Annotated in this window: 6 protein-coding genes; 2 read left to right on the top strand and 4 right to left on the bottom strand. The window is 62.1% G+C overall.

The window, feature by feature from the left end; all coding sequences use genetic code 11:
• A partial coding sequence (locus tag ESZ60_RS16215; protein WP_134681768.1) for a helix-turn-helix domain-containing protein occupies nt 1-265 on the bottom strand: 265 nt, incomplete at its 3' end.
• A gap of 913 nt (nt 266-1,178) precedes the next feature.
• Between ESZ60_RS16215 and ESZ60_RS16210 the strand changes: the two genes are divergently transcribed.
• Nucleotides 1,179-2,282 carry a glycosyltransferase family 2 protein gene (locus tag ESZ60_RS16210; RefSeq protein WP_134681767.1) on the top strand — a complete coding sequence of 368 codons (1,104 nt, stop codon included), beginning with the start codon at nt 1,179-1,181 and terminating at the stop codon, nt 2,280-2,282.
• A complete protein-coding gene (locus tag ESZ60_RS16205) occupies nt 2,279-3,760 on the top strand; it encodes an NAD(P)/FAD-dependent oxidoreductase (RefSeq protein ID WP_134681766.1) in 1,482 nt (493 codons plus the stop codon). Before ESZ60_RS16210 ends, ESZ60_RS16205 begins: the two co-directional genes overlap by 4 nt.
• A gap of 18 nt (nt 3,761-3,778) precedes the next feature.
• Here ESZ60_RS16205 and ESZ60_RS16200 read toward each other — a convergent pair whose 3' ends face one another.
• From ESZ60_RS16200 to ESZ60_RS16190, 3 genes are read right to left on the bottom strand one after another with little or no spacing between them, the layout of a single operon-like run.
• On the bottom strand, nt 3,779-5,212 hold the full coding sequence (locus ESZ60_RS16200) for a hypothetical protein (protein ID WP_134681765.1): 1,434 nt from the start codon (nt 5,210-5,212) through the stop codon (nt 3,779-3,781).
• Nucleotides 5,209-6,252, bottom strand: coding sequence for a polysaccharide deacetylase family protein (locus ESZ60_RS16195; protein WP_134681764.1), 1,044 nt, complete (start codon nt 6,250-6,252; stop codon nt 5,209-5,211). The genes ESZ60_RS16200 and ESZ60_RS16195 overlap by 4 nt, the downstream gene beginning before the upstream one ends.
• Nucleotides 6,252-7,022, bottom strand: a complete 771-nt coding sequence (locus tag ESZ60_RS16190) for a methyltransferase domain-containing protein (RefSeq protein WP_134681763.1) — start codon at nt 7,020-7,022, stop codon at nt 6,252-6,254. Before ESZ60_RS16190 ends, ESZ60_RS16195 begins: the two co-directional genes overlap by 1 nt.
• Nucleotides 7,023-7,138: the final 116 nt, after the last annotated feature.

The raw sequence follows: 7,138 nt of genomic DNA, 5'->3' as shown, positions 1-7,138 counted from the left end.
CCTTGATCTTCTCCACCACCTCCGGCGCGGTTGTCTGGGGATGCGACTTGTGGATCGGCGGCAGGTCCTTCAGCCCGTCGAAGCCCTGAGTCTGGAACCGGCGCTTCCACTCGTAGAAACTGGTCCGGTCCATCCCGCGCTGCCGGCAGGCTTCGGCGACATTGCCAAGCTCCCTGGCCAGTTCCAGCACGCTCATCCGCTGCTGCGCGACCTTGCTCGCGGCATCACGCGGCGGTCCCCTCTTCACTGTCGATGACTGTCCCATCGGCTGTTCCTCCTTCCCGAAAATAGCACGGAAAGAAGGTTAAGTGGACAGCTGGGCAGAGCCGGTGACGACGTGAAGACGCTGCATGAGAAAATCGGTGAACTGACATTCGAGAATGATTTTTATCGGTAGCATTCGGCAAGGTGGGAATGCTGCCGAGCGCATAAAATGATCGATACCGCAGCAATGCCGATCACCAGCGAACATGCCAGGATCCTCGGGAACAACTTGGGTCGCTGTTTACTGTGAGCCTCGCCCGGTCAGCGAGGCGAATCTGAAGCTGATGAGTGGATCAACCGGCCGCATTTGGTTCGCCTCGTCGCAGGCCGCCGGATGACGCGGGGGATACTGCTTCAGAAGCTCTCCCGGATCGGCCGCAAGCAGGTTCGCACGCGGATGAAGCGAATGAGGATCTCTGCGCTCAATCTCAGGCCGATCACCTCCGAGAGTTATAGCTTCTCCCTGCCCAAGCCTCGACTTTTTGCGCGGCATCAAGCACAGGCCTGATTGGAATGGCTCCGATGGCAGCGGTCATCTCGGAAAGTATCTCTGGTTCGTCGCACGCAGATTCGTTTGGTTTTCTCGAAGCCGTCGCATCTCCGTCAGAAACGAGCAATGGACTGACATGCAGCTCGCTTTCGTCACGCTGGCATGCGCCCTCATTTGGCTGCGAAATTTGACCGAGACGCTTGGAAAGGCGCTCTAGGAAAAGGAAAAATCCGCGTGCCATTCGCCGCCATAAATTCCGCCGAGAAAATCTTACCATTCTCAGAAAAAGCACGATCGCATATAATTCTGGGGATATCTCTGGCTTGTGTCTCTAAGCGTTGCTACACAACCCTCAGGTGACTTTGCTGAATGGGATGCCGTCTGAGCATGTAGTCCCGCAGCTGCAGGTTAAGAGGGGCAGTAATTGAATTATCTCAGTCATATTTTAGCCGATATCCCCGACCGGCAAAGCGCCATGCCTCGATTCTCGCCGTTGCAGCCCACGATCAGCGTCGTCATGCCCGCGTATCAGGCCGCTTATTTCCTGCCGCGATCGCTGCCGCCGCTTTTGGCGCTGGCGGCCTCGGGCGAGGTACTTGAGGTGATTGTCGTCGATGATGCATCGACCGATGGAACGGCCGAAATCGCGCGCGATTTGGGGGCACGGGTGCTGAGGCTCGAGCAGAATAGCGGCCCGGCAGGTGCGCGCAACCATGCCCTGAGCCATGTGCAGGGGCAGATCGTCTGGTTCGTCGATAGCGATGTCGTGACCGGCGAGAATGCCACTTCCGCAATACGAGCTGCCTTTGACACGCCGGGCCTTGTCGCAGTCTTTGGCTGCTATGATGCGGAGCCAGCTGATCAGCATTGGTTCTCGCGCTACAAGAACCTGATGCATCGCTATTATCACCTGCGGTCAAGCCGCGAGGTACATACATTCTGGAGCGGCTTCGGGGCCGTGCGCCGCGACGTTTTGCTCGAGGTCGGCGGCTTTGACCCGAATTGTCTCACCGTCGAGGATATCGAGCTTGGCCACCGCATCTCGCAGGCAGGCCATCGTATCGAGATCGAGGCCGCTTTGACCGGCAAGCATCTGAAGGCCTGGCGGATTCCGGGCGCCTTGCAGAGCGACATCTTCGGTCGGGCAATCCCCTGGGCGCGCCTGCTGATCGCCGGAAAGGGCGAGCCGCGGGAACTGAATGTCGATACCGCCGAGCGGTTTCGCGCGGCTGTCGCGGTCGGGGCGCTGCTCTTGCTGCTGGCCGCCGCTTTCTCGCTGGTGCCCGGCTGGATCGCAGGTGCGGCATTCATCCTATCGCTGCTCCTGAACTTGCGCCTTGGCATGTTCCTCCTACGGCATGGCGGTCCCATGGTCGCGGCGGGCGGCGTGCTCTATCATCAGTTTTACTATCTCTATGCGAGCGGGGCCTATCTGTTCTGCCTGGCCGAGCATTACCTGATGCGTCGTGGCAAGAGCCGGCCCGCTCCGGATGACAGATCGCAGGATGATCCAGGGGGTCGCTCATGAACCCGGAAAAAGCCACTGTGACCGTTGCCATCCTGGGCGGCGGGCCGGCGGGCCTGACGGCGGCCTATACGCTTCAGAAAGAGGGCGAAGGTTTTCGACCTGTGGTCTTCGAGGCTCTTGATATTCCCGGCGGAATATCACGGACCGAAAGCATGGACGGGTACCGCTTTGACATCGGAGGACACCGCTTTTTGACCAAGGTGCCCGAGGTTTCTGCGATGTGGCGCGAGATACTTGGCAGCGAATTGATCCGCGTTTCCCGTCTGAGCCGCATCTATTATCGTGGCCGCTTTTTCGATTATCCTCTGAAGCCCCTGAATGCCCTGCGCAATATCGGACTATACGAGACGGTCCGAATCCTTTTGAGCCTGCTGAAATGGCGTCTCCGCCCGTTCCCGCGCGAAGACAATTTCATGCAATGGGTGACCAACCGCTTCGGCGGCAGGCTCTACATGCATTTCTTTCACAGCTACACGATGAAGGTCTGGGGCACCCCCCCGACCGAGATCCGCGCCGACTGGGCCGCGCAGCGGATCCAGAACCTGTCGCTTTGGAAGGCCATCACCACCGCGCTCGGAGCGCGGAACACGACCCGCTCGCTGGTCGAGGAATTCGACTATCCCCGCCTCGGTCCCGGACAGATGTGGGAGGAAACCGCAAGCTGCGTCGCCGCTGCGGGCGGCGAGGTCCGGATGGGGACCGAGGTCGTCGCGCTGCGGCGCGAGGACATGCGCATGACCCAGATCGGAACCCGTCCCAGCGGAGCCGATCCCGAGACACCGATCACCTGGCAGCCGGCAGATCATGTGATCAGTTCGCTCGACCTGCGGGCGTTGATTGCGGCGATCGACCCGCCGCCGCCGCCCGAGATCCGCAAGGCGGCGGCAAAGCTGCGCTATCGGGATTTTCTGATCGTGACGCTGATCCTGGATCATCCCGATCCTTTCCCGGACAATTGGATCTATGTGCATACGCGGGTGAAGGTCGGCCGCATCCAGAATTTTCGGGCATGGTCGCCCGATATGCTGCCCGATAAGCATACCGCTTCGATCGGCATGGAATATTTCTGCCAGGAAGGGGACGGGCTCTGGACCATGCCCGATGACGAGCTGCGCGCGCTTGCCGCCGCCGAGTTGGAAGAACTGGGTCTCGCAGCAGCCAGTACGGTCATCACGGGCACGGTGATCCGCCAGCCCAAGGCCTATCCCGTCTATGACAGCCATTACCAGGAGGCGCTTTGCGTGATCCGGACATGGTTGTCACAGTTCGAAAATTTCCAGACCGTTGGGCGCAACGGGCTGCATCGCTACAATAATCAGGACCATTCGATGCTTTCGGCCATCTATGCCGCGCAAAACATCATGGGCGCGCGGCATGACCTCTGGGAGGTGAATGTCGAGCGCTCCTACCATGAGGAATTTCAGGTCAAGGACATCGGGGCTGAGCATGGTTCGGCGGTCTCGCCGGCGCAGGGGTGATCATGCTGCGCCGGCTGGTCAGCCAGTGACCGCCCGTCCCGCGGGCCGAGGCCCGAGCAGTCGCGCCAATTCCACCAGCGCAAAGAATGCGACCAGCCAGACCAGTCGCGACTGGTAACGATCGACGGGCGCCGAGAGCCCGCCGAAAATCAACCCGTTCAGAACCAGACCCAGGGCGAGCAAGGCAAGCGTGACGGTGCGGCCCTCGTCGGGCCCGTCCCGCCTGCGTCGCAGCATGACGAAGAGCCCCAACAGAAGAACGGAAACCAGCGTGGTGGGCGGCAGCAGCCGGTCATAGAAGTGCAGCAGCCGCGCCCCCGCCTCGCTGCCAGCCGTGACCGGTTCGAAATCCGCGCTCAGATGGTCGGCGGCGTCGATATCCGTCGTTCCCACCATGCCGATCTGGCGCAGCGCATTGCCGAAAATGGCGTTGAATTGGGCCATTGGATAGGCCCGGAAGACCAGAAAAAGGATCTTGAACTCTTCCTCGCGGATCTGCTGCATTTCCTGCTCGGTCAGGCGGTTGATGCCCGTCTCGCTCCATAGCAGTTCATGCATGCTTTCCGGCACATGGTCCTTGAACAGGCGGCAGAAGGCCAGATCCGCCTCGGGACAGGCCTCTTGCAGATACCACAGGCCCGGCCCATCCCCGATCGAGCGCGCCAGCAGGATCGGCAGGCGCAAGGGCGATACGCTTGTCGTCTCGAGCGCGACATTGCTCGCCGCGAGATTAGCGACCGGAGAGAACAGCACCGGCAGCAGCAATGCCAGCAATTTCGCACCGCTCAGAGCCCGCCGGAATCCCAGAAAGATCGCCGTCGCGCCAAAGAGCGCGAGGGCAAGGGGCGGATTTCCGTAATGTGCCGCCACCGCAAAGCAGGCAAGCAGCGTGCTGCACCGTCGTGGCCAAGGCCCCAGCCGGTCGAAATGCACAGCGACCACAATGGCGTGAAGCAGGATCAGGGCCGCGAGGATATCGGGCATGAGCAGCGACGTGTAGATCGCAACCGGGCTGGTCAGCGCCAGAATTCCAGCGCCCAATCCCATCAGAACGGGACGCGCCCGCAGATCGGGTTCGACCACAAACAGCGACATCAGCACAACCAGCGCGGCCTGCAACAAGGACAGCACAAGCGGCCCCCCGGCCGAAACCACCAGGTAAGAAACCAGCGAATAGACGAATGAGCGCACGACGGCCGGGCCGTCCTGGCTCTGCGCAATGGCGGCCATGCCCGGCTGATCCGGTCCCGGCAAGGACAGGCCCGGCAAGGACAGGCCCGGCAAGGAGAGACCCGCCAGTTTTTCCTGAAGCATTCCGGGAATGACCGCCCCGCCCTTCAGGTAGCTGGTCGTGTCCTCGAAGATGAAAATATCCTGCGTCACGAGAACCGGCCAACACAACAGCAAGGCTCCGACCGGCACATAGATTGCATGGGGCCAGCGGCGGATCATGCGGGCACCGCGCTGCGCAGCATGGTCTGAAACTGCTTGAAGGGCATTTCGCCGATCTGGATCCGGGGCAAATGCAGCAAGCTGCTTCCCGGCGCGCAGCGGCCAAACCGGCTGGTCGTGGCCGAGGTGTAACCCGCCTGCCGGATCAACTCTGCGGTATCGCCGCCCGCCCTTCCAAAGGGCAGCGCAAAGCTGCGCAATTCCTGTCCCGTCATCCGCCGCAGATCGTCCCGGTCGTCTGCGATTTCCCGCGCCGCGACGTCGCGCGCGGCCCGCGACAGATCGATGTGATTCCGGGTATGTCCGCCGATCTCGACAAGGGCCGAGCGCGCGAATTCGCGCAGCTCGTCCGGCCGCATCGGGCGCTCTTGCGCGGGGCGTCGGCTGCCGGACCATTTGTCGAGATCCTGCACGACCCTTCGTCGGGCCTCGGGATCCAGCGGCGCGAGCTCCTCCCAAAGTGCCAGCAGCAGGCGTTGGCGCGGGCCGGCGGCGGGCTGAAGATCCGCGCTCCAGGTCCGGCAGGCGGTCAGCAGCTTCTGCCCCGCCTCGGCCTCGGAGCCGAGCGAGCCCGTAAAGCGGCGTCCGCTGGGAAGTTGCAGTTCCAGTTCACGCGGCAGGCTTGGCTCTTCGAGCAGGATCCGGTGCAGGCGGTCCCACCAAAAGGCGTCGTCCCGGCCTATCGCGCCGCTGGTGACATAGAAGCTCGCCGGAACCCCGTGACGTTCGAGGATCGGCAGCGCGACCTCTTTATTGTCCAGATAGCCGTCATCGAAGCTGACCGCGATCCGCGGCGCGCCTGTCGCGCCGCGGGCCAGGTGATCGGCCAGCCCGCTGACGGTGCAGGCGGTTCCCAGCCGCGCCAAAAACGCCATCTGCCGGTCGAAATCCTCGGGCCGGACGGCCATTCTCCAAGGATCGGAAGCGACATCCTGGACACGGTGGTACAGCAGGATCATTCCGCCGGGCTTGGGCGCGAAAAGACTTTGCCAGGCGAGCTTCATCCGCTGCAGTCGCAAATGGGTGCGAAGGGAAGGCATCACGCGGTCGGGCCGCCCGCCTTCGTCGCGCGGACCCCGATCAGCATCTGGTAATCGGGATCCAGATGATCCAGTTCCGCTTGGTCGAGTTCCTCATATCCCAGCCCGGCCAGAAAGGCGATTGTCGAGAGCATGTTGCCATAGGCCCGCGCCTCGACGCTGCCGCCCGGAAAGGCATCCTCGAAGAGCCGCTGCGACGACGCCTGAGTAAATCCCCAATACCAGGTATGGCGCCAGTCCGGATCGGCGATCTGGGTCAGACCGGCCTGGGTCGCCAGAACCGTCCCGCCCGGCTTGAGGATCCGGTGAATGGTGCGCAGCGCCGCCGGGACGTCATAGATCAGCATCAGCGTTTGGGTGATGATGACGCAATCGAAACTGTCGGAGGGAATATGATCCGCATCCGTCAGATCACCCGTCATGGTCGCGGGCGGGGCGGGATCGTCATAATGCAGCACGTCGCTTTGCGTCACCGCCGCCCCGCCAAAGCGGTAGGTATAGGTATTCTCCGAGACTTCCAGCACCCGGCCGCGAATGACCCCGGCATGCTCCTTGAGAAAACCTTCGATATAATAGCGGTCGACGGGCGTGCCGCGATCCCAGCCATACATCCGGCTAAAGGGCTCCAGCCGGCGCAATTGCCCCATCCGCACCCGGCCGGGACGTGTGGCAAAAGCCCGGCCATTGCGCAGGGCGCGCAGCCGGAAAACGATCGGATCGGGCAGCCGCAAGGCGGTCCTTTCCGCCCAGGCGATCAATCTTGCGCTCAATGGCAAAGCGTCCCGGCCAGTTCGGCTATCGTTGTCCTGCAATAATCCCGCCCCGCATGAATATCCACGAACAGAACCCACAAGGATCAGGAACAGTAGAAATGCCCGGCCCAAGG

It is taken from the genome of Paracoccus ravus (assembly GCF_004522175.1).
GTDB lineage: Bacteria > Pseudomonadota > Alphaproteobacteria > Rhodobacterales > Rhodobacteraceae > Paracoccus > Paracoccus ravus.
The sequence above is the reverse complement of the archived record's forward strand: the minus strand, read 5'-3'. Positions and strand labels throughout refer to the sequence as shown.

Coding starts and splice junctions, on each gene's coding strand:
- ESZ60_RS16205 (WP_134681766.1), top strand. CDS start 2,279: ATGAACCCGGAAAAAGCCACTGTGACCGTTGCCATCCTGGGCGGCGGG.
- ESZ60_RS16200 (WP_134681765.1), bottom strand. CDS start 5,212: ATGATCCGCCGCTGGCCCCATGCAATCTATGTGCCGGTCGGAGCCTTG.
- ESZ60_RS16195 (WP_134681764.1), bottom strand. CDS start 6,252: ATGCCTTCCCTTCGCACCCATTTGCGACTGCAGCGGATGAAGCTCGCC.